Here is a 22,314-nt window from a genome sequence, read left to right on the forward strand (position 1 = left end):
GCAACGTTAATTAAATATGCATTCGGTCTAGATCGCATGGGGTTATTATGAATAATAGTTTTTTCAATGAACTTAAGTCTACAGCTCAATCAAACCAGAACCCTAATCGTGATTCTCAAGTCCGTGCAATTTATATGAAAGTGGATGAAATAAAGGCAGAACAAGACGATCACTATGCTTATGGAATAGATTTAATCAGTAAACAAAGCATTCGTGTTCGCTTGAGTACAATTGAAGAATCAGCAAATGATATGATTGCTTTGGGCAAATCTAAAAATATCAATGAAGCGATTAATAAAGTAACGAATATCTACACTGGACGAAATGCTCGTCAAACACTTCAACGTAAACGCGATAAACACCATACCTCATACCTTTTCTTTGATCGCTGCTACTCTATCGATGGTAATTTTATCCCTACATACCGCGCTCATTGGTCTAATAGCATGTCTCAACAGCAGGATGTAGAAATGGTTACAGGCATGATGAATATTCAATATCGTGAAAAACGTCAGGTTGGTAACAAAGTTGAGAAAACAAGAGCTTGGGTCCAAGCAATTGAGTTTTCAAAGTACTTTGAAATTGGCAATATTGAAACTAATTATAAAATGCTTGATTTTGCCTTACGAAACCGTAATAAAACAGCCATTCGGGAAGGCAACTTTGTTGCCGAAATTGAATCTGATAACGGGCCTGTTATGTCGTTTAATATTTTCCAGCGATATGCGGAAGCTTCCGGCACTGACTTTGATGGGAACGCAATTAAATATTTAACCCCTCAAGATTCTCAAACCAGTCTTGAATATTTCTTTAAAGAAGAAACTGGTCCCGCAAACAGCTTTTTAGTCACTAAAGATGTTGCCCGTGTTGTTCTTGATGTATTTTGTGGAATGAACATTGATACCAATGCTTTTGCATCACATGACCCAGCTTATATTTCAAAACTAAATTCACTCAAGCAATCTTTAGTATCCGGAGAATACAGGGTTCGTGTTTTTGGCATGAGAATTTATCGTTTTGGTCCAGAAACTTTATTGCGCCTTGCCCCTACAGGTAGCTTCAATCCAATTAAAACTTATAGCAAACAACAATTAGATCAACAAAATCAGCCAACTGGCAGTATTTTGCAAATGTTTTTACCTACTATCCTTCTTTTACATAAAACCCAAAATGATCGCCGTTATATTGCCTTTAACAACAGAATTCACTATGACATTAAAGGTGAAGGTGCTCCACGCGAATTGAATCAAGTTAATGCCGATATTGATGGGTATAATTTGAAAACGTTCACCCCTCAACATTTAAGTTAGAGACTTTGCAATTTTCGCCGTGAAATTGGCTAGTGAGATGGGGTAAAACCCACCTCATGTCAATTTTTGAAATTAAGGCTATAAGGAATGTCGTGTTGAATATACCAATGAATTTTAGTATACGTGTCATCCAAGATTTAGGTGGCTATGAAAAAGTCAAAAACATCTTAACCAATCCTTTTTCTTTCTTTTTTCACAATACAAAGGAATTAAAAAAGCACCTTAATGAGTACAAAAAAATATACAAAATATATGAACCACACGACAAAGTGATTCTAGATATAGTTGAAGACAAAAACATATATGAAATTGATTATGAATTTAAAAGATCATGTGGTTTTATGATGAAATGTGGCAAAGCTGTATCTTACTCTCTCATATTAAGACATGCTGAAAAAGCTGAAATTCAGGTAGGCTATCAACTAGATGAATGAGGTTTTTATAAATAATATTCATCGTAAAGCCAAAATAAAAATATTTCAAATTATTACTTTAATCAATTACATAAAACATAAGCTCAAAACAATAGACTAACATTCTACTTATAAAAATTAATTTCAATTCAAAAAATATTATATGACATTATAAAAAAAATAAAATCCTTTAACGTTTTTACAAATAATTAGTTTAAAATTAAATAATACTGATGTAGAGAGGATTAAGAATAGATGCCCCTAACCCCTGAAAAACAAAAAAAGGTGATATACACCTTAACCCTGTTTATCATGGTTATGGTGTTAATTCCGACTGTTAGTTACCTTAACAGTCACTACGATATGCGAGACCCTGAAAATTTACTACTTGTTGTATTACCAACAGCTTTTACGTGCTTTGGACTACACCAAGCAATGATTTTCTTACTTCTAAAAATTTCACAAAAAAATACTCTGTGCCAAGAAAATTTAAAATTCGCAGCAACACTTGTTTTTTTTAAAGCCAAAAATATCAATTTCAAACTAAAACAAATAATTTCAGAGGAAGGTGAAGCTCACTTTACATACAAGTCTGAACGTATTCCATTTAATTTGATCAGGCAACGTATTCTGTTTTCGTTGGTATCAATCCTAGAAACAAAAGATGTTGTGTTATCCAAAGATACGATTGAAAGTATTCAGAATGAATGGATAAGCTTTATAGAACTTGAATTATCTCAAGAAGAAACTGACAAACTTTGGAAAGATGAAATAAATCTAATTTCAGATTTAGTAAAACAAAATCACGCACAAATATCTAAAATAGCCAAAGAATTAAATGGAAATGCAGAACAAGAAAACTTACTTGCTATTCTAGATACAGTGAAATCAATGATTTAAAACGTATTGTCTAGTAAATATAAAATTAAGTTGATCTTATGATATTGCTTAAATAATTAAATATTCCAATAAAATCAGAATCAAAAAAAGCAGCCTCTGAGCTGCTTTTTTATGATTTAAAAATCAGCCATACATTACTTTCTTAGCAAATTTATCAAGGTAGTGATAGTTCGTAAAACCACCATCACCTTCTACTAAAAAGTCTGAAAAAATAGATACACTATTAACAAATGCAGCACCAATTAAAATAGAATATTCACCATCTCGATATACGGAAAAACTCAGTGCATTGCTTTCATCGCAGCCCAATTCCTCTCCGATGAATAAAACACAATTTTCCCATAGTGACTTTTTTGCATCATCCATTTCAGAATGTTTGCTTAAGCGATTAATACCCATATCTGATAATCGAACAAAATTCTGAATTATCTCAAGCTTTCGAATATCATAAATTGAATTTGATACATCGTTCGCTAATTCTTCTGGGCTACTTTGATTTTTAATCCGCCAATCAATACAGTTATCAATCACACTATATTTGATAGCTAAAATCAAATCATGATGATTGTTTTGATAATGCTGCTGTTGAAAATGTGAAAATAACCGAGTCATATAAGATGTATTTTTTGTACATTCTTTGCGACCAATATGCATGAACGTCTTATAGAGCAAGTCAATGTTTGTGAAATTGATTGAATGAGCAGAGCTTGAGAATAGTTTAAGCCACATACAGAATTTTTCTACACTGCGCTCAGAAACAAATAAAGATACACTTTTAACATCTAAATTCATGAAGAATTTAATATCATAATTTGAGAAACACACTTCCTCGCTTATCAGATCAAGAATAAAAGCTGTAAATTCTTTAGTGTTAGAAAACTCTATACGCTGTACTTTTTCAATAAAAACTTCGGCATTTAAAACTGCGAAGATTGCAAAATGGTTTGGAAGAAATTCGTTAAAAGTATCAAATGCGACCGTATGCTTACCCAAATTTATGACATTACTTAGCTGAACAGTCCCATTTAGTTGTGCAATAACCTTTTTCGCATTTTCACTTGGGATTGCATCATTAAACCAACTATGCAGTCGGGTAACAAAAATTAATTTGTCTTCGAAATTATTACCACTTACGTTTTGCTTCATATAGTTGAGTAGCTTAAGTTGGTAATCGCCCCTAAAAATAAAAGGATCTAAAAGTAGAATTTTCTCTTAAGATACAAGCAGGAGATTCTGCATGAAAACATCTAAATTTACTGACAGTCAGATCATGTCTATTTTGAAACAGGCGGAATCTGGTACACCTGTAGCTACTCTTTGCCGTGAACATGGTATGAGCAATGCTACATTCTATAAATGGCGTGCCAAATATGGCGGTATGGATACGTCATTAATGGTTCGACTCAGAGAGTTGGAAGCAGAAAATACCAGACTGAAAAAAATGTATGCTGAAGAACGATTAAAGGCAGAGATTATTCAGGAAGCAATGTCAAAAAAGTGGTGAAGCCATCTTGCCGACGTCAGATGGCTCAACAAGCCGTTGCCCAGCATAAGGTTAGTATTCGTTTAGCTTGCTCTGCATTTGGCATTAGTGAAACCTGCTACCGTTATCAGGCTAAACTTAGCGATGAAAATGCATTAATTGCTGAACAGCTCATTAAACTCACTGAGGAAAATTCCGATTGGGGATTTGGTCTGTGCTTCTCATATTTACGACATGTTGAGAATTACTGCTGGAATCACAAGCGGGTTTACCGCATTTACTGTGAGTTAGCACTGAATCTACGTATTAAACCGAGAAGAAGATTAAAACGGCATGCACCAGAACCACTGAAAGAACCTATCAAAGAAAATCAGGTTTGGTCACTGGATTTTATGCATGATCAACTTTCTGATGGCCGAAAGTTTCGATTGTTCAATGTAATTGATGATTATCGTCGTGAAGGACTAACCATTGAAGCAGGATTCTCATTACCTACAACTCGAGTAATTCGAACTCTTAATCAGTTATTGGAATGGAGAGAAAAGCCATTAGTTATTCGGTGTGACAATGGACCCGAGTTTATTAGTCACGAATTTGTGCGCTGGGCGACTGAGCATGGTATTCGTATTGAATACATTCAACCGGGTAAGCCACAGCAGAATGCGTATATTGAACGATATAATCGAACTATACGTTATAGTTGGCTGAGCAAGCATTTGTTTGATACGTTAGAAGAGGTTCAGGATTATGCAACTGATTGGTTGTGGCATTACAATCATGAAAGACCACACCAAGCTAATAAAGGAAGACCACCTTTGATGGCTGCTTAACCTCTACTTTTAACTTCGGTTATTTATGGGAGGATTACCAGTTCACTAACTTTACTTAACTTTCTAGCGTACTTAACAAAATAAAGCTGTCTAATGGTATTAATTACTGCAGTATAAAAACCATCAAACCACTGTTCGATTTTAGATTCAAAAATACTTAAGTCACATAAGTAGTTATTAGACATAGACATACCAATCATGCCTTTTTCAATATTAAGCATAATTGAGCAATTGGTGAAATCTTTCTTTACCCAGATACTATTTTCATTTTTTTCAAAAATGGAAATTTGGCCACGTTTGTTTTTACTGTATTTCCAAAGGCCCATTACAACTATTTCACTTGTATCGCCTGAAAAATCAATAAACTTTTTGACATCAAGATTTTCGCAAAATGGAATAATCATTATCAGATACCCTCTACCATTTTCTTAATTTGCATTTCTTGATTTGCGCTGTTAATTATAGAGTTTTTTTCAGCTTCTGTTAGTGACTTATCTTTACGAATTTCATTAAAATCCACATCTAAATTTGAATTTCTTGTGCTGGCATACTTATTGATTTTATACATATATTTATTGTAAGCGCTCATCTTTTCCACTTGCTCTTTTTCATAGGAATTGACATTACTAGCCAGATTAGTCAATGTTCGATTAAATTCTGATTTATTTTGTGCTGGTTGAGCGAAAACACTCGATGATAGCGAAACGCAAAAAAATAGGGTTAATTTCGACAGATTTGGTTGATTCATTATGAACAGCACCTTTCCACTCAATTTTAATTCACTGATAAATTTGGCAAACCATCGATATTAAATGAATAAATACCAATGCCATTTTTCTTATCAACAACCACATCAGCTGTGACTCTCAGTTTACTCTCTATGTAGTAGTCAACTTTCTTGCCTGCAGTAATCCCGGCCAATTCCTCCATTTGCACATCAGACATTATATAATTAAGTTCTGGAAACAGTTGGTTTAGAATTACGGCAGAATATACTGCCCAAGATTTTCTTGCTGCGATATTTTCCGCATCATTTGGATTACCATCTATTCTTAATTTTAAATTAAAGTGAGTCGCTTTTTCGGGGAATCCTGATGCCACATATTGTACTGTTTTTTCCCCTTTAGTGCTTGGAATTTGAATAGCCTGAGATTGGCAAGCGTAAATATTTGAATTTTCATCTTTTTTGGCATAATTAATACCAACCAAACCAAGATTTTGAAGCGCGCCACAAGCATCAGCAGGCACAACACCCCAAGTTCCATCTGATTCACGCTTGATTACCTTTTTTACTTTTTGGTTTTCAACCTTCGCTGTCTGAACAGAATATGCTTCATGAAAGCAAAATGCACTAACCCCAACAACACTTGTTACTAAGATTGCGATCAATCCTTTTTGCCAAGTTTTGATTTTTTGATTCTCGGTCACAACTTCATTCATAACTTATGCTTCCTAAGCAACAACCCATATAGGTTGTACTAACTTCATAACAAACTGATCGACATTTTCACTTTTGGTCCAATAAGTATGCCAATGACCATTACGCCAATGACCTTTCTTATGTTTGTTCTGCTCTACCTTATCACCGAGATCAAAACCTATATAATCAACACCATTTGCTAGAAAGAAATCTTTTTTTTCGTGGTACTCATTTAAAATATAAAGATAGATTTGGAAAAATGGCCCAATCTCTGCCCAAATATCCATTTCAGCCAATTTGCTGAATGATTTTTCTTGATTGGTATCTGGCAGCATAAATCTGAATTGTTTCCCACTAAGATTCTTATGGTCAAACAAGAATATATTTAATGCATACCAATCTCTGCCTGAATCCCTTATGTAGTCCTTGCAAACTAATGCACCGTCATAAATTCCAATTTTATTGTCAATATACAAAGCTTGAGAAGAAAAACGATAGAAGATATTTGGAGGGATGTAATCCAAAATTGCGATCTTATGAATAAGTTCTAATGCTGGCTCCGAAATCGATGCGGTTTTTCCATTCATTGCCCAAATTGATATTGAATGAATAAAATCACTACTATTAGTATCAATCCCAAATACCTTATTCTTTTCAGGTTTATCTTTGATCAACATTTCAAGAATTTTTGAATATGTTACAAAGCTCGGAATAACGAAACTATTTTTGTTATCAATGGCTTGCGATACGCGCCACAAATCAACCTCGGCCTTTAAAGGCTTTAGGTAATTATTATATACTTCAATAGCTGACAATATATTCATAATATTTAGTTAACGTTTCGCTTTTATTAATATTAACAATTAACTTAATGATAATGCAATATTAAAAACATTAATAATCGTACATTATTCTTCAATATGCAAAACTATATAAAATAAACTTTACATTCATTTTAAAATTATTATTTATATCTATCAATTAGTTATCATTTTTTATATTTATCATAAACACCTATTGATCAATCAATAAACTCAATATACGATAGATAGTGAAATTCAGCAATTATTTTGCATCAACTACATACAACCATTATTTTAATGTTTCGTGATGATGGTTGTTCAGCAAAAGCTGAATTTCTGTCATCCGAGCACAATCGGAGTAAATACTATGAGCTATAAAGTTGTTCTTCTTTCAGAAGTAGATATTTGTAATTTCATCTCTGGCTATCACCATGATATACCGGTGATTAAACGTAATGTTTATGATGATCTAGACTCAGCCCGCAAAGCTCGAACTAGAAATCATCAGCATCAAATGAAAATGCTTAAAATCTTCAATAATGGCAGCTACTCAATCATTATGTAATTAAAGCCTTACACCCTTTAATCAGATTTCAAATCTAAAAAGCCATTCCCTTCGAATGGCTTTTTTCTTTTCCTATTGTTTATTAATCCATAACAATTTTTTGATTGAATCAAAACTCAACTCGCTATACGATAGTCAATGAAATTCAGCAATTATTTTGTATCAACCATTATTCTTATAACATTTTTATGTTTGTGATGATGGTTGTTTAGCAAAAGCTAAATTTCCGTCATCCGAGCGCAATCGGAGCAAATTCAAATGACTCAATTAAACGCACAAAAAACTGTAAACACTCAAGCCCTAGTTGATTTAATTAAAGTTTTTAATCTTTCAAAGATTAAAAATGTTTATTTTATTAACGAACACTCAAGTTCACCTGACCATGCTAGTCAAACTTTTGTTTATAAAGGCATTCAAGCTTTAACGTTTGCCCAACAGTACAAAGGTTTAAAAGGTGGATGTGCTGTTTCTACAGTTTTACAATGGAAATCAGTTCCTAAAAAATGCCCAGTCAATACCATTCGACTAGGAACAGATAGAGACACTGGTAAACCTTGTGTTCATACACAAAGTTTATATGCTTACAATCGTGCTTTTAACGTTGTAGCTACTTCCCTTGGCAACCCTAATCTTACAAATCTATCTAAACAGGAACAAAACTTGTTTCTTGATTGGATTGATTTTCGTTTAGGCAAACCTGTACATGACCGTAATCATCGTTTATCCGTTGTTACTGTTAACTCTATTCTGCAGTTAGCTGAATCTTTTCTTAGCTACTCAGTAGAATTAATTAATGATTAACTCTCATTAATCTAATCCTCAATCTAAAAAGCCATTCAAATTATTTGAATGGCTTTTTTCTTGACAGTGAAAAACTTATTAATGCTGGAATTCCTTATGAACTCCATACTCTTTAGCCAGTTCAACAATCATCTTATCTTTTCTTAAGTGGACTGGAATGTATTCATACATAGAATGATCTTTCTTAAGTGCCATTACACAATACTCTACTGTCCGAGAATCTGTCGGTATGAGCTTAAGTACATGAGGTATAGATTTGATCGCCAACAAGTACAGCTCATGCGTTAAATAATGCTTCGGAATTTTGTAGATTGCATGTGCATTTTGCATTACAGCTGTACGACAAAGTACTTCATCTATCATGTCCGATGGGACATATTGTATCGCTTCACCATTCTGCTTTACTGCTAAGGTTGGGAGCATGTCATCTCTGTACGGTGTAGGGACATAACGTAATGCCAACCCGTTATTACCAATAGCAAGTTTATACATTTCATCTGTTTTTGTATCATTCGGAGCCGCCGCTAATGCCAAGCCATCTGCACTAATCGCCGTGAAGCATAAAACCCTATTCCGCTGATCGATAGGTATGCTATGAAGTAGTAATGGATTTTCTGAAATAAGCTTATTGTTTAAGTTTTCATTAAATATGTTTTCTGGTACATGATGAAGTGTTTCATGTCGTTTGAAGTAAGGAGCCAATTCAAATACTATTTCCTCTGTAATCAACTCATAAGGCACAAGATAGAAAGCACTTTCACTTTTTACTACAGATTTAATTATGATTTTCTTATCCCACAAAGCTGGAGGTAGAAGCTCTAAAATTTTTTCAACTTCGCCATTTTCACACTTTTCAATCGCGGTATACACCATAGAGTAGTCAATCAAACTATGCGGTATATTCATTATATCTCTATAGTTTTTATTAAATGCTTTATAACAGTAATCTCTTGTTCTTAATGATTCAGGCAAACATGTTAAATCAAATGAAGGAGATTCAATTGCTATAAGACATAATCCATCATCAATGTATTCCTTATCCAACTCAGACAATACCTTTGGCTTTATAGTGCAAATTTGCTCAAGATATGCTCTTGTTTTTTTTAGTTGATCAGGAATATATGCAATATTTCTATGGTCAAGATTTATAAAAAAAGTACAAATTTCTTCTGATTTTCTTTCAACTGATAAATATTGTAAAAACGGGTCCTTTACACGTTTATTCACCCACCCACTTCTCTCTGCAGGAATATCTAGAGCCAAACTGGTCTTAACCTGACATGCCGCCAAACAAACAATATTTGAAAGACCAGCTAAAGGTATTCTGCTAAAATTTTCAATATTATTTATGAGACCATACAAGCAAATAAATTCAGTCATTACAAGCTCAGGCACATCTTTAAAATCAAGACTCCCCACGTTCAACATAGCAATTATATCTTTTTCTATCTGATTTATTTGCTTAAATAAACTTAAAATATTCTCGCTCATTTAAAATTACCAAAGTTAATTAATTTTCAATCATTTGATTATACAAAAATATTAAAAACCGAATATAATTTATTTTAATTTATTATTTATTGATTGGTGAATGTTTTGAGTATGGTAAAAAAATCCCTTTTGAGTTTTTTACTATCAACAACGATAGTTTTCTCTTTCCCTATACATGCTGAACAACAATTCATCTCCCCTGACCTAGCATTTATTCCAACAATATCAGGTAATAAGGTGTCTATAAAAATTGCCAGTGGTACTTATCTCTATAAAGATAAAATCTCAGTGATAGATTCAAGAACAAATAAACAATTAAACATTAAATTTACAAACAACCCAATCCTTAAGAAGTTTCCAAATATAGATACACCCCAAAAACTTTTTTTATCAAAAGCTGATTTTATAGTGAGTGTTCCAAGTAAAACCACAATTCAAATTATCTACCAAGGATGTAGCGCACAAGGTCTTTGCTACCCACCGCAGCGCAAAATTTTAAAAGTGGAGTAAATATATGAAATTCATTGGATGGTTGCTCTGGCTCGCAATAGCTTACTTTGGAGTGCTCTATTTTTTCTATTTTATTATTGGAGTAGAAATCCGATCTTCTTTAGGTCTTTTAGGATTCTTAGCTGCTTGGTCTGGATTTGGATTCTATATGAGTGCAAAACTTGGTAAAACAGGAATCTTTTCTGATTGGTATTCTCCACTTTATGCCTTTAACATAAATGTAAGTTCTGTCGTAATTATCATACTGGCTGTGTGCGGTGGCGCTGTTGTAGATAAAATGGTTTCATGGGACCTCGCATGGGCAATTATTCCAACCATACCAATCGTACTTTTGTCTTTGACATTTATTCCCCTGTTCACTGGTATTGCATTTGTTAGAACTATCGCAATGATAGCGACACTCCAAACATTTCTTATTATGGCCTTAATCGTATACATACTAAAAATTGATTATCAAACCGCACCTCTTTTCGAACCCAAATCTACTGTTAATGGCATTTTAATTTCGATTACATATTTTGCTGTAACAGGTCTAACGATGTTAAATGTATTTGCGCTACGAGGATTCGAAAGTTATCAAAAAATGACTCATAACCAACAGAAAGTTCAATTTATGAGTCACGCAACTAAAATGAAAATAGCAGTACATGAAGCCGGCCATGCAATGATGTACTCTTACTTTAAACGTTGTCCTGAAAGCCTTGATATTTACTTATATGAACAAGCCTTAAATCGGGAGCCAGACACTAGGGGAATGGTGGTTGCTAAAGTCAACGCCAAAAATACCAAGGGCTACAAAGAGTGGGAATTAATGTTAATGCTTGCAGGCACAAGAGCTGAGTTAATCGCATATAAATCCCATAGCGAAGGTTCTGAAAGTGATATCAAAAAATGGCAAGATATGGCCCATACTTATCTATCAGACTTTAATCACCTGTATACCAACCAACCTACCACCCCTGCTAATTTCGATACAAATAAACGCTTAGAAACAAAACTGTTTGAACGCCATACAACCACCATAGATAAATACCTTAAAAAGAATCAAAGCATCATGATGGCCATGGCAAAACAAGCAATGGTTTTTCACCGTTTAGAAAGTGTTCATATTCAAAAACATTTGAGTAAAGTAAAAATAACTACCGGCTTCCCCCAAGAAGATTCTTTTTTCTAAAAGGATGGCACACAAACTGTATTTTTCTTTCTAGAGAATCCATATCCATCTAGCTTTCCGGTGAAGTTATCTCGGCTCACCGGAATTTTAGTATAATAATATCGAATAAACTTTTTATTTGAATTAAAACTTGAACTTACCATAAAATTTAGATAATTATTATCAGGATTATTTTTTATCTCTTGTGCTAAAGCAAAGGCAACCTCATCACCATTAATAACGGAAGGAATTCGAACCCTCTTTATTATCTCATAAGCACTAATATTAGCTGGTACTTCCTGAATCTCAGTCAAATCACAGTTTTGCTTAAAAACCTTTTGGCGCCCCATTTCTGTTAACAATAAAGATAAATGTTTTCGATTTTTCGCAAACAATCTAACTTTATTTTGAACTCTAAACACTTCCCCTAGATCGATCTCATTTTCGATAATCGATACGGCTGGGGGATTAATTTTTGTGTTTTTATAAATTCCGTGTAGCCTATATAAGTACATTGATATATATCTTCTATAAACTTCTATCACGGCCCCCTTTTTTTTAAATTTATAGTCAATGTCCTTAATGACGGGTGTAATATCAAAGAAATAGCTATAAAGATTCATAAGAAGGCCTAATCAAATTACTTAATCCACATTAAATCATCACCTTCAATTATTTGGAATATTCCATCTGATTTAAGTTGAGCTACTGTAATTTCAATATCAGATTGTTTGATTCCCCCATAGGTTTTACCTATGTTTCCAATACAATTCATTAATTTTTGAATGCTTTTTGGCTTATGCTGCAGCACATTCCTTTTAATAAAATTATATTGAATTGGGGTGTTGTTTAAACTTTGAAACTCACCTACATGCTCATTAACTGCTACTTGTGTGCTAATTGCTTCAATCGAATTTACCGGTTCATTATTTGCGGAGTTTTGTTCAACTACTGCAGGCGCTGGAGGTTCCTCTAAATTCACTAAAGGTAGCGTAATATCTTTAATTGAATATGCGTTAAGATGAATTTGTGCCGCTAGGTACAATTGTTCATCACGATTAAGTGTATTAATTATAAACACACATAAATTATCAATATTTTTCAAATCAAACCTCAGTAGACCGGCAAATTAAAAAGTTCAAGCATCCCGCCATCGCTTGAACCATCTTGAAAGTTAATTGATTCATCAGAAATATCAGCATCAAGCACATGATCATATTCAATTAAGAATTTAATTTCTTCGAAATCTGGCTTAATTCCATTAATTTCTGCAAATTTTTGATGTCTTAAATTATCTCTATAACCTTCAATATGAGAACAGGCATTTGCAACTAGCTGCTCAAACATCTTGCATGTAATCTGCGCCCTAAATCCCTTATTGTTATCTAGATATTTTTTAGCAACAAAACCCTGAATTGAGGGGTGAAACGCCGTGTACTGCTGAATAAATAAGTTTTCACGCTTCGTTGTAAATGAACCAAAACTATTTAAATCAAAGCCTTTATCACGACATACTTTATTCACCATTGCAAGAAATAGTGGATTGTAAGCAGGAATCCCAGCACCTTGATCAAAACGATCTTGAGGCACTTTATAACTAACCGTGTTTCTACTTAGCGTCTTACTTTCCCAGTCGGAATATAAATGCTGGATTTCTACTGAATCTTCAACTGAAAAAAAAGTACCATCCACCAAACTAAAGTTCCCTAAAAAAATAGTTGGAAATTCAGAAACTATATCAGTGCTTTTAAAAATCAGATCGTCTTTAGTTAGAGGATATTCAACACCATTAACAGTAAGTTTTAGAATATCCTTCACACTTGAAGCACTTAACTTACCATTAAATGAAAATATGTATTCCTTTGCATCAGCAATAATTTTCAGCATTATAAACCCTCAATTAAGATAGTGAATATAAACCATATACCACAAATACGCAATAACATTTATTAATGTTAATTATTGTTATCTATTGATTTTATAAAAATATTTTGAATTATAATAAACACTATAATCACTAAAAAACAAAATATATTTGCTGGTATTTTTTCTATGTCACGACTTGTAGCTATCAGAATAGAGTCTACAAAAAATGCGAAATTAACAAATGCTAAAGAAAAAACAAAAAAAGCCATTATCTGCTTAATAGACCGGATACGATCTTTTTTCTTTACCATCCTAAATAAGAATAAATATGAATAAAAAGGAGTAGCTGCTAAGACCGTAAAAATATAAGTCTTTAAAATATTTTGAGAAAATTCAGAAACAGGTGTTTTCATAAGAAAATAGTAAGCTACAGATTCAAAAAATATAACAATTAAGCTTATTAAAAAGAATTTGCCCATTTTATCAGACTTAACACTTCCATTTAATTCAATAGTTTCCATCAAATACCACCCTCTTTCTTATTTTTCTTTTTTCTAAAAAATCTAAAGAAATCGAATCCAGATCGATCAAAACGCATCAAACCAAACCAACATAAAATACCAATCACAGAGCCGATCAATATTCCCTTTAATGCTAATGCGTAATTAAATTTGTTTTTTTCGGCAAAGAATGCATATTGGTCTTCTTCTGGGGTATCAGAAAAACCATTGGTTAAACAGATATTAAGCATGGTAGATGGAGGAAGTGATATATCATTAAAAATAAAATGAAAATTTGGGTTCCATAAACCTACACCAGAACTTTTATTAATACTTTCAATTTGATTGTAATTTTCTGTTGATTCAGCTGAATCAAAAATCCAAGCATAACCTGTCAAAAGTAAAGCTTCATTCAAATTTATGCCATTACTCATCAATTCACCACGAATGCAGCGATCATCCATCTTATTTTCAGTTACAACAGTTACATTTCTATTTAAAAAAATTCTATCAAGCACTGTTCTGCTCTGTAAATACATATTTTGGTTAGGAAATGGTGTGGTTAATGCTTTTAACTTCACTACTTTATTTTCCTCACCCGTATTTACAACGACACGGCCACCATCCAATACATCCACAACTGTTCCTGTAAAATTTGCATGTGAAATTCCAGATGTGAACAACATTGTTAAAAACAACGCAGACTTTATTTCCATGATTTAGCCATCAAAAAAATCATAATTATTCAATTTATTATAGTTTATAATAATTGTTTCTTGAATATTTATTTTATATATTATTAATGTTTCGTAATAAAAAAAGCAACCGAAGTTGCCTTTTTTATTAATTTACACCTGAGATTATATCTCAAGTAACTATCAACTAAGAGCGTAAACGTTCAAGCAGTACCTTAGCATATTCCTCACCACTCATATTTTTCACGGTTTCTCCTGCACCACTCTTTTCGTTTCCAAGTGAGTCCAAAATAAACCAAACTAAAGGTGTTGCAAGCTTATAAGACTTCCAGAAACGTAATGCTGTGGCATAAGGTTTTTTTGCATCTGAAAAATTAAGCCCAATTGGTCTCCGATCAGCTAAATGTCTTGAGCCATTAACTTTCTTTTCTTCCGTTCCTGTCAACACGCCATCTAGATTTAAACTCATTTCTTTGACTCCATAGATAATGCTTGATACTTCGCAAGGCTCTCCTCATTACTAAGACCCAAAGATTCAGATACTTTGAGATATCCCTTTAAATCCAGATATCCTTTTTTTACCAATAATCCCGACAATTCTTCAGGTGTTGTTAGCTTCATTAGCTCAACAAACACATCACCAGCGAATTCACGCCACATTGATCTATTGGAGCTGTTCAAAACTTTTTGCAATTCATCAAAAGTCTGCCAGCGCTGAGTTAACTCAGCAGTGTGGCCTTTTGTTAAGAAATTACTCCAGTTTTCATAACTTCCATTAATGCTTCTCTTACGCATCTTTTTATTCACAGCTTGACATGATTCATTAAATATAAACATATACCGCAATTATATCAAGTAATTTTTTGTTCTTACTTGGATTTTAGAAAATAACTTTTTATATATTGCCTTAATTAATGTAAAAAAATAAAATGTTTATGAATCATTAAAAAATCTGAGCATTATGATTAATAGTCAAAAAGGAAATATTGTTATTCTGCTTTTAATTTGTATATTAGGAGCGACTTTTTATTTTCTTGCCACCTTGAAATTAAAAATGAACTCCGCAATCTCATCTAATCAAGATAAAAAAACCGTTAGTACACCCTTGTTGCCAAATAAACAAGAAACAACGAATAGCACTCAATCGTATACAGACCTAAACACCTTAAGCACCCTTCCACCGATTGACAATCAATACTTCAATCAAAGCGTACTCTATAAAGATGAGATTCTAAATCCATTTGATGATATCTCAGCTAGAGAGTTAACTAAAAATCAAATACCAAATAATAAACCAAGTCAGCTCCAAGCTAACAATCGGCGCAACCTTGATGTAGCTCAAATCAACGGATTGGTTCAGTCTCCAAACCTAATTAGAGTTAGCCCGAAGGGTTTTGATCTTCCGGCTAGTTCAGAATACCTTTACGGTTATCCTGTGCTAGATAATAGTGGGTCCTTAAATATCACAATTAACAACCACCATGGCAAAACAAATCTTCTTGTGTTGCTTTACTATGTTGCTCCACTTGATAAAGACTTAAGAACCTCTCAGAAACGTATATCTAGAGCAATGTATGTGCAAGCTGGCTCTGAATTCTTAATACAAGGATTAAATTCTGGATATTACGAATTAGAATGGGTTGATTTGTCTAATAAAAAAGCATTTTCAAATAAACCATTTCCAATATATCAAGATAATAAATTTGCTTATGATCGTGTCTTCAATTTTAATAATAAAGACAAAAAAACTAACATTATTTCTATCCCGCTTTCGAAGATATATGCCAATTAAATAAAAAAATATTGTCTTTAACTTAACTGTGTACAGCTCTAGCCTTTTTAATCGCCTCTCTCAGAGATTGTTTAAAAATGTCTTGCTGTACTGTTAATGAGTATCCTCCCCAGTTACTATTTTCCTGTTCTAGAAAGGCATGAAAAACTGAGTACTTAAGGTCTTGCATTATTAATTCTCTATATTTCATTCGGTGGGTAATGTTTTCATTTCGGCAAATAACTATATTGGTGTCTGGATTTCCCCGAATAATCTCATCAAGTATAACTTCTATCCCATTCAAATTCGTAACAGCTATAGCCTTGAATCCAGTCGATTTATTAATTTCTAAAGCTGAAAAAAAGTCTGCTGCAATGAATATCCACTTTTCACTATCTTTTGATAGTTCATTAAAAACTTTGAAATTTACAGCATTTTTATTTGAAATACTTTGTTCATTAAAACCACCCAATTGATTTTGAGTGATAAGTGCAAAAGTTGGTAAATTACTATAGTTACTGTCTTTGTAAGATGCTATGTATTGACCTTTCTCTAATTCAAATTTAAGCCCCTCTAGGTTGTTTACACTGACCGGTCTATCGACAGTTCTTAACTCTTTAAATCCCCGAATTTCTGGTGAAAAATACTTCTGCAAACCGACACATGAATCCCTAGTCGCTATTGGCAAGGACTCATATAAATCCTCTAGATCGTTGAATTTTTCAATTTTAAGTGAGGCTGTTTCTATCTGCTTATTATTCACTTCCTTTTGCTGATCTACAGAAACACCAAGTTGACTAACAGTAGATAATTTTTTGATTTTACCTTTTTCAATGAATGCTTGGACACGCAGCTGTTCATTAATGAACTTTTCATCACTTAAAGCTTCTTTTTTTGATTTAATAATTATTTCTTCTACCGACACTTCATCAACATTATGAATAGCGAATGTTTCTAATAATTCCGCTGAAAACTCTGATTTATAGAACTTACCTGTACTGCGCAAAGCATCACACACATACAGACAAATTTCCCCTTCAAAATCCATTAAATGATAAAGACCTGTCCAAAACTCACTTACTTTCTTTTCTTGGCCTTGCACTGGTATCGCCAATAACTCATTTGGGCGAATTCTTATTTTAGCAGTTGAGCAGCCAAAATTTTCTAATGTTGTTGTGACCCATTCTGTGACTTGAAATTTACTTGTCATTAATTCATCTCCATTGCTGATATCTATATTATAACCATATACCGCAATAAATGTAATAATAACTTCTACTAAATTTTTAGATATAAAAAAGGGCGATTAAAACGCCCTATTCAATTACAATCCAATCTCTTTTCTATACCTTATTAGATTGTAAACACCAACAATGAATGAAACAAAAAAACAGAATGCAAAAAAATAAACCTCATATTTCAAACGATTATTAATTTTCTTAAAAGCACTTAGCTGTTCAGCGTACCCTGTCCCCTTATATATGTCATTTAAAACATTTACATCTAAACTTGGAATGCCATTTTTACTATGGCTCAGGTCGAGGTTTACTGCATTAGCATCGGAAATGAGCATTTCACGATTTTCAGCACTTGGATTTAGTCTATATTGCTCAAGACTCACTTGAGCAGTCATATAATTTTTTGCTTCTTGTGTCACTGCAGCGCTCGAAATAGCTCCATAAGCACCTAAATAGTCACGCTGATACACCAACTCTGAAATCTGATTACCCGACAAGTATTCTTGTTCATATCGCTCAACTACAGGCACTACCGACACCAATATGAAATAAAACCCAAAGATAGAAACAATGATTCCAAAAAGATACTTTTTGCTAAAAGTATTGGCATAATGATTAATCATTATTACAAGAATAAAAATGAAAAAAATAAACCCACAAACCGTTGTTATATTGCTAAAAACAGACGAAAAATTTAAAAAATAGTTGAAAAAGAACCCATTCGTGAAACTACTAACATCATGAAAAACTGAGTTTAATCCAATTTGAAAGAAAGAATTTTCTGACAGATACAATAAAATACAGCCGCATAAAACAAAGAACACTATAGCGACCTTCAAATTACTAAACTGATCTCTTGATAACAAAACCTTAGTGAAACTATTGAATATAGACATTTTTAAATATAATCATATTGATTGATTAACTTTATATTATAATATTATTCTCAACATATAAATAAAAACATTAAATCAATCGATTATTGATTAAGTTATTGTTTTTATTTGAATTGCAATTAACCTAAATGAGTACAAACCATGATTACCATTAAGTTTATGATTTTTAACTACTTATGTGTTTTACTCATGACTGTATCTTTTTACCTTTTTTTGAAAAAACCAGAAGACCGATATACTTTTTTCTCTTTTTGGGAATATTTTTCAATTCTTGTATTTTCAGTAATGTTGCTTAAGTTATTAAATTCATACTCCGTAATTGAAGTTGCTTACTTTGTAGACCTTTTTGCAATACTAATCTTAATCGCATCGTTTTTTTTCGGCTCAAAAAGAGATAAAAGTTCTCGAAAAAAGTTAAGACATCATTTAAGTAAGTTAAAGAATTACAACCAAAAAGAATTAGAAAAATTTATTATAAATTTACTTCAAAAATATCAATTCAATTCAATTCACAAATTTGATGTAAAAGATGCTAATGACACTATTAACGATACATATCTTGTTGCTCAAAGAGACGGACTTTTTTATGAAATCAGAACCATAGCTAATGGAAAAGAACTTAACGAACGCACCATTAATGAGGTTTCAAATAAATTTCGTGACAGCACTACTCAAATAGAAAATCGAATTCTTTTTTCAAATTCTGAATCAAAAAAATCAACTGAAAATCTTATAGTTAGCTATGGAATCAAATTCAACCTTATTGATTCTAATAAGATTAATCAACTTGTGTATGCGATAGAACCAGCAAACAATATTCCCAGCAGTTTTATAACTCAATTTTTAATTAAAATTATAGATTCAATTCAAAATTTACTAATTTTAATAAAGTCAAAACTAATTCCGAACATTAAATACCAAAAAGAAAACTCTATTGGGAATGTTATTACAACTGCATTTTTACCCACAACTAATACAGATAACAACGCAATCTCTACAGTGAATGATCAAAAGGATTCAACGCTTACAAATGAAACTGATGATCACTTAAATTGCCCTATTACTCCAACTCATACAGATGTAAATGAAAGTTCGATAATTGAAGAAATTGAAACCAAAGTAAATACCAATACCGCCACTACTGCAGCAGATCAAAAGGATTCAACGCTTTCAGATGAAACTGATGATCACTTAAATTGCCCTATTACTCCAACTCATACAGATGTAAATGAAAGTTCGATAATTGAAGAAATTGAAACCAACGTAAATAACAGTACTACTACTGCAGTAGATCAAAACGATTCTACGCCTGCAGACAAAGCAGATGATCACTTAAATAGTTCTTTCACTCCGACTAATGCTGATATAGAGGAAAGTCCAGTAATTGAAGATATTGAAAGTACCGTGATAGAAATTGAAGAACCTGTAACTTTTGATTTTTCTTCAACTGTTTCAGATGCTGGTTCTGATAACAGCGTATTCAGTGACTTCATTGAAGGTGAATTTGGTACAACAGATACAGCAGATGATGAACTACTCTTTGGCAGCCCTTCACCTGTTACAAATGCAATTATTGATGAGGAAATTGGAACCAATATTGTGGAAACTGATACAACTCAAGATGATGAATTACTATTAAATTCAGCTATACCATCTTCTGATGGACTACATCATGAAGAACCAAACAATACAAATGCTGAGTTTGTGCAGGATAATGAACTGTTGCTTAGCATGTCTGTATCTTCTGCAGATATAGATAACATCGAAGCGGTTGAAACTAATGAATATGATCAATTAGTAGAAAATCAATCTAATGATGTTGAGGCCATTGATAGTGAAGAAATGCTTAAAATACTTTTAGCAGAACAATCACAGCTCAATGAACTCAACGGTGAAAATAAAAAAAAATCAAGAAACAAGTTTAAGTAGAACTTCAAGTGAGGTTTTACTTTTCTAAATTTTTATCAATTTTCTTCTGTTCTTTTTCAATCATGTGTTTAGCAATCAAATGTTGCTTTTCAATGCCAGAATAATTGTTGGAGAAAAAATTATAAATGCATATAGATAATATTGTAGATAATCCGATTTTATTAAAAAAATGATTTTGCTGCCCCGCATAGAATGTGAACAAATAAAATACAGCACTTGCGTAAATTAAACCAAAACCAAAACCATACATTCGGGAGTAAAAAATCCCCAAATTATCAGTACTAAAAAAGGATTTTGCGTGTAGCCAAAGCACTATAAATACACCAAAAAAGAATGACCAGCCCAACAAACCACGTATATTCGTTAAGCTTGCAACTTCAAGACAAACTCCAAGCGAAGCACCAATTCCAATTGATAAAAATGCCGTAATTATTTTATGTTTAATAAACAATTCAAGAACGTTTTTCATATTTTAAAATAAAATGATTGATTAACGTTAATATATTATAATATCTCAACAAAACAAAATTGTTTTTGCTTGTGATTTCCTTTATGATTGCTTTATGCGATTTTTCGTAAATTGCAAAAAGTTCCGATTGGTGTAAGTTCCTAACTACACCCCCTTTTTTAAGGTGGAACAATGAGGGTCTATCACAAAATGATAGGCCTTTTTTATTAAAAAATAAATGTTTAATAAAGTCATTTAATAATCTAAAATTAATCAATAGATAATTTATTTAAAGATTGGTTATTATGAATCGTATGAATCCCTATGAAACATTGGGAATCCCTGAGTTTTCGAATACAGATATTGTTGATGCAAAATTTCTTGAGATACTTGAACAATACGAACAGCTGACTAAGTTGAATAAAAAGCAAATGAAATTTCTAGAAGATGTTCGGGATGCTCATGAGACGCTAACAGATGAATTCAAAAAAACAGCTATAGACAGCCAATTAAAAGTAAACAGCTCTAATAATCACGGTTATCGCACTGAGATTGACTCCAACCAAATTGCTCAAGAAAAAGACGATATAGACGATTCAATAGAACGCGAATTTAATACTGAAAAAACTATTACCCTAGATAGAAAAAGTAAAAAAGGGTTTCTTCCCACTTTTGTCTTTATTGTTGCTGCTCTTATCGGTGGCTCTATACTCTATAGCAAGATTAATCAAACAGAGCCTACGCCCACTACAAATACAAAACAGGAAACGGCCCCTGAGCCACAACCAACCCAACCTCTATTGATTAGTAATAACATCAATCATATTAAAGACAATATTCTTTATCCTGACGCTAATTATCTTAATTCAGACAGTCTGTTATATGCACCTGACGGAACTGTTTTTCCATTGAATGCAACAGTCCTACCTTCAATGCCTATAACTGGTGATGGACAATCTACATTCCTAGTCCAAAATACAAAAGATTCTGCAATTTTTGGCAAAGTGATCGTCAAGTTTTCGCAAGAATCGACACCAATTGTATTGCGATATTTTTATATACCCCCTAAAGAAACACTGTATTTATTTAATATGCCTTCTGGTAACTATCAAATACAAGTTATGACCTTAAGCAAACCACAAGCATTTGTATCCCCATTATTTAATATTCCACTAGGTGCTAATTCGACTGTAACTCAAATAGTTGACTGGAAGTTCCCCTTCCAAGCATCAAAACTATTCTAGAAATATATTAATAAAAAGATGTTTTTATTGGGTTAATATTAAAGTCAT

The 22,314-nt window shown here is 32.6% G+C and carries 27 protein-coding genes; 11 read left to right on the forward strand and 16 right to left on the reverse strand.

Annotation, left to right across the window (positions count from 1 at the left end; genetic code table 11):
• Positions 1-47: 47 nt before the first annotated feature.
• The 3 genes from AMD27_RS16455 to AMD27_RS16465 all read left to right on the forward strand — a co-directional run bounded on the left by AMD27_RS16455 (position 48) and on the right by AMD27_RS16465 (position 2,623).
• Positions 48-1,310: a hypothetical protein gene (locus AMD27_RS16455; protein WP_067663269.1), complete on the forward strand. Its 1,263-nt coding sequence runs from the start codon at positions 48-50 to the stop codon at positions 1,308-1,310.
• Positions 1,311-1,366: 56 nt separating this feature from the next.
• Positions 1,367-1,744 carry a hypothetical protein gene (locus tag AMD27_RS16460; protein WP_067663272.1) on the forward strand — a complete coding sequence of 126 codons (378 nt, stop codon included), beginning with the start codon at positions 1,367-1,369 and terminating at the stop codon, positions 1,742-1,744.
• A gap of 234 nt (positions 1,745-1,978) precedes the next feature.
• Positions 1,979-2,623, forward strand: a complete 645-nt coding sequence (locus tag AMD27_RS16465; RefSeq protein ID WP_067663275.1) for a hypothetical protein — start codon at positions 1,979-1,981, stop codon at positions 2,621-2,623.
• Positions 2,624-2,746: 123 nt separating this feature from the next.
• On the opposite strand, the gene AMD27_RS16470 is transcribed toward AMD27_RS16465, so the two are convergent.
• Positions 2,747-3,769: a hypothetical protein gene (locus AMD27_RS16470; RefSeq protein WP_067663278.1), complete on the reverse strand. Its 1,023-nt coding sequence runs from the start codon at positions 3,767-3,769 to the stop codon at positions 2,747-2,749.
• Between the two features lie 91 nt (positions 3,770-3,860).
• On the opposite strand from AMD27_RS16470, the gene AMD27_RS16480 reads away from it, so the two are divergent.
• Positions 3,861-4,936, forward strand: a protein-coding gene (locus AMD27_RS16480) for an IS3 family transposase (RefSeq protein ID WP_150115832.1) whose coding sequence is annotated in 2 segments (ribosomal slippage) — positions 3,861-4,113 and positions 4,113-4,936 — 1,077 coding nt in all. Because the reading frame shifts where the segments join, the coding sequence is not laid out codon by codon here.
• A gap of 23 nt (positions 4,937-4,959) precedes the next feature.
• Here the strand turns inward: AMD27_RS16480 and AMD27_RS16485 are convergent.
• The 4 genes from AMD27_RS16485 to AMD27_RS16500 are packed head-to-tail and all read right to left on the reverse strand — an operon-like array spanning position 4,960 to position 7,171.
• Positions 4,960-5,340 carry a hypothetical protein gene (locus AMD27_RS16485; protein ID WP_067663292.1) on the reverse strand — a complete coding sequence of 127 codons (381 nt, stop codon included), beginning with the start codon at positions 5,338-5,340 and terminating at the stop codon, positions 4,960-4,962.
• Positions 5,341-5,342: 2 nt separating this feature from the next.
• The gene (locus AMD27_RS16490; protein WP_067663296.1) at positions 5,343-5,684 is read right to left on the reverse strand and encodes a hypothetical protein; all 342 of its coding nucleotides are present in this window, start codon (positions 5,682-5,684) and stop codon (positions 5,343-5,345) included.
• Between the two features lie 26 nt (positions 5,685-5,710).
• The gene (locus AMD27_RS16495) at positions 5,711-6,376 is read right to left on the reverse strand and encodes a hypothetical protein (protein WP_067663299.1); all 666 of its coding nucleotides are present in this window, start codon (positions 6,374-6,376) and stop codon (positions 5,711-5,713) included.
• A gap of 12 nt (positions 6,377-6,388) precedes the next feature.
• Positions 6,389-7,171 carry a hypothetical protein gene (locus AMD27_RS16500; RefSeq protein ID WP_150115833.1) on the reverse strand — a complete coding sequence of 261 codons (783 nt, stop codon included), beginning with the start codon at positions 7,169-7,171 and terminating at the stop codon, positions 6,389-6,391.
• Positions 7,172-7,526: 355 nt separating this feature from the next.
• Between AMD27_RS16500 and AMD27_RS16505 the strand changes: the two genes are divergently transcribed.
• Complete coding sequence (locus AMD27_RS16505; protein ID WP_067663305.1) at positions 7,527-7,724, forward strand: hypothetical protein; 198 nt, start codon at positions 7,527-7,529, stop codon at positions 7,722-7,724.
• A gap of 258 nt (positions 7,725-7,982) precedes the next feature.
• Positions 7,983-8,525 (forward strand): hypothetical protein, encoded by a 543-nt coding sequence (locus tag AMD27_RS16510; RefSeq protein ID WP_067663308.1) that lies wholly within the window; start codon positions 7,983-7,985, stop codon positions 8,523-8,525.
• A gap of 78 nt (positions 8,526-8,603) precedes the next feature.
• On the opposite strand, the gene AMD27_RS16515 is transcribed toward AMD27_RS16510, so the two are convergent.
• Entirely contained in the window at positions 8,604-10,016 is a 1,413-nt protein-coding gene (locus tag AMD27_RS16515; RefSeq protein ID WP_067663311.1) for a DUF4116 domain-containing protein, read from the reverse strand.
• Between the two features lie 111 nt (positions 10,017-10,127).
• Here AMD27_RS16515 and AMD27_RS16520 point away from each other — a divergent pair, with 111 nt between their 5' ends.
• Both AMD27_RS16520 and AMD27_RS16525 read left to right on the forward strand, forming a co-directional pair.
• The gene (locus AMD27_RS16520; protein WP_067663315.1) at positions 10,128-10,526 is read left to right on the forward strand and encodes a protein-disulfide reductase DsbD N-terminal domain-containing protein; all 399 of its coding nucleotides are present in this window, start codon (positions 10,128-10,130) and stop codon (positions 10,524-10,526) included.
• A gap of 4 nt (positions 10,527-10,530) precedes the next feature.
• The gene (locus AMD27_RS16525) at positions 10,531-11,700 is read left to right on the forward strand and encodes a hypothetical protein (protein ID WP_067663318.1); all 1,170 of its coding nucleotides are present in this window, start codon (positions 10,531-10,533) and stop codon (positions 11,698-11,700) included.
• Here the strand turns inward: AMD27_RS16525 and AMD27_RS16530 are convergent.
• From AMD27_RS16530 to AMD27_RS16560, 7 genes are all read right to left on the reverse strand, one after another.
• Positions 11,697-12,302, reverse strand: coding sequence for a type I-F CRISPR-associated endoribonuclease Cas6/Csy4 (locus AMD27_RS16530; protein WP_067663322.1), 606 nt, complete (start codon positions 12,300-12,302; stop codon positions 11,697-11,699). The two genes, AMD27_RS16525 and AMD27_RS16530, sit on opposite strands and share 4 nt — an antisense overlap.
• A gap of 17 nt (positions 12,303-12,319) precedes the next feature.
• The gene (locus AMD27_RS16535; protein ID WP_067663325.1) at positions 12,320-12,784 is read right to left on the reverse strand and encodes a hypothetical protein; all 465 of its coding nucleotides are present in this window, start codon (positions 12,782-12,784) and stop codon (positions 12,320-12,322) included.
• A gap of 8 nt (positions 12,785-12,792) precedes the next feature.
• The gene (locus tag AMD27_RS16540; RefSeq protein ID WP_067663328.1) at positions 12,793-13,566 is read right to left on the reverse strand and encodes a hypothetical protein; all 774 of its coding nucleotides are present in this window, start codon (positions 13,564-13,566) and stop codon (positions 12,793-12,795) included.
• 68 nt (positions 13,567-13,634) lie between these two features.
• Positions 13,635-14,066: a hypothetical protein gene (locus AMD27_RS16545; protein WP_067663331.1), complete on the reverse strand. Its 432-nt coding sequence runs from the start codon at positions 14,064-14,066 to the stop codon at positions 13,635-13,637.
• A complete protein-coding gene (locus AMD27_RS16550; protein ID WP_081406029.1) occupies positions 14,066-14,761 on the reverse strand; it encodes a thermonuclease family protein in 696 nt (231 codons plus the stop codon). The genes AMD27_RS16545 and AMD27_RS16550 overlap by 1 nt, the downstream gene beginning before the upstream one ends.
• A gap of 166 nt (positions 14,762-14,927) precedes the next feature.
• Entirely contained in the window at positions 14,928-15,209 is a 282-nt protein-coding gene (locus tag AMD27_RS16555; protein ID WP_067663337.1) for a hypothetical protein, read from the reverse strand.
• The gene (locus AMD27_RS16560; protein ID WP_150115835.1) at positions 15,206-15,535 is read right to left on the reverse strand and encodes a hypothetical protein; all 330 of its coding nucleotides are present in this window, start codon (positions 15,533-15,535) and stop codon (positions 15,206-15,208) included. The genes AMD27_RS16555 and AMD27_RS16560 overlap by 4 nt, the downstream gene beginning before the upstream one ends.
• A gap of 166 nt (positions 15,536-15,701) precedes the next feature.
• Between AMD27_RS16560 and AMD27_RS16565 the strand changes: the two genes are divergently transcribed.
• The gene (locus tag AMD27_RS16565) at positions 15,702-16,532 is read left to right on the forward strand and encodes a hypothetical protein (protein ID WP_067663343.1); all 831 of its coding nucleotides are present in this window, start codon (positions 15,702-15,704) and stop codon (positions 16,530-16,532) included.
• A gap of 22 nt (positions 16,533-16,554) precedes the next feature.
• Here AMD27_RS16565 and AMD27_RS16570 read toward each other — a convergent pair whose 3' ends face one another.
• Together AMD27_RS16570 and AMD27_RS18660 are read right to left on the reverse strand one after the other, a co-directional pair.
• Positions 16,555-17,721 (reverse strand): hypothetical protein, encoded by a 1,167-nt coding sequence (locus AMD27_RS16570; RefSeq protein WP_067663346.1) that lies wholly within the window; start codon positions 17,719-17,721, stop codon positions 16,555-16,557.
• A 114-nt stretch (positions 17,722-17,835) separates the two neighbouring features.
• Entirely contained in the window at positions 17,836-18,279 is a 444-nt protein-coding gene (locus AMD27_RS18660) for a hypothetical protein (RefSeq protein ID WP_150115836.1), read from the reverse strand.
• Positions 18,280-18,834: 555 nt separating this feature from the next.
• On the opposite strand from AMD27_RS18660, the gene AMD27_RS16580 reads away from it, so the two are divergent.
• The gene (locus AMD27_RS16580) at positions 18,835-20,574 is read left to right on the forward strand and encodes a hypothetical protein (protein WP_150115837.1); all 1,740 of its coding nucleotides are present in this window, start codon (positions 18,835-18,837) and stop codon (positions 20,572-20,574) included.
• Positions 20,575-20,590: 16 nt separating this feature from the next.
• Here AMD27_RS16580 and AMD27_RS16585 read toward each other — a convergent pair whose 3' ends face one another.
• Entirely contained in the window at positions 20,591-21,043 is a 453-nt protein-coding gene (locus AMD27_RS16585; protein ID WP_067663355.1) for a hypothetical protein, read from the reverse strand.
• Between the two features lie 284 nt (positions 21,044-21,327).
• On the opposite strand from AMD27_RS16585, the gene AMD27_RS16590 reads away from it, so the two are divergent.
• Positions 21,328-22,266: a hypothetical protein gene (locus AMD27_RS16590; RefSeq protein WP_067663357.1), complete on the forward strand. Its 939-nt coding sequence runs from the start codon at positions 21,328-21,330 to the stop codon at positions 22,264-22,266.
• The last annotated feature ends 48 nt before the right edge of the window (positions 22,267-22,314 follow it).

This window comes from Acinetobacter sp. TGL-Y2 (assembly GCF_001612555.1).
In the GTDB taxonomy this organism is placed as follows: Bacteria; Pseudomonadota; Gammaproteobacteria; order Pseudomonadales; family Moraxellaceae; genus Acinetobacter.